The 268-nt window shown below is 54.5% G+C and carries 1 protein-coding gene; it reads right to left on the bottom strand.

What is annotated here, in order from left to right:
* Positions 1–268, bottom strand: a 268-nt coding sequence (locus LKE08_RS17475) for a Calx-beta domain-containing protein (RefSeq protein WP_324705530.1), incomplete at both ends; no start/stop codon positions are given.

Here is a 268-nt window from a genome sequence, read left to right as displayed (position 1 = left end):
CGTTCGCTTCCCAATTCCCCATTCTCCGGGTCACTCAACACCACCTCGAAGGTTTCATCCCCTTCGACTTGGGTATCATCCCACAGGCTGACATCGATGGTTTTTTGAATTTCCCAAGGTGAAAATACCAGTTCTCCGCTCGTCGAGGAATAGTCGGACCCACTGCTGGCCGTGCCCCCGACGGTGGTGTAGCTCACCGATACCGTCTCGCTGCTGTAATCGTCTAAAGTCACCGTAAATTGAGCCGTTCCGTCCGCTTCGCCGACTT

It is taken from the genome of Lyngbya sp. CCY1209, assembly GCF_035615495.1.
Lineage (GTDB): Bacteria > Cyanobacteriota > Cyanobacteriia > Cyanobacteriales > Microcoleaceae > Limnospira.
The sequence above is the reverse complement of the archived record's forward strand: the minus strand, read 5'-3'. Positions and strand labels throughout refer to the sequence as shown.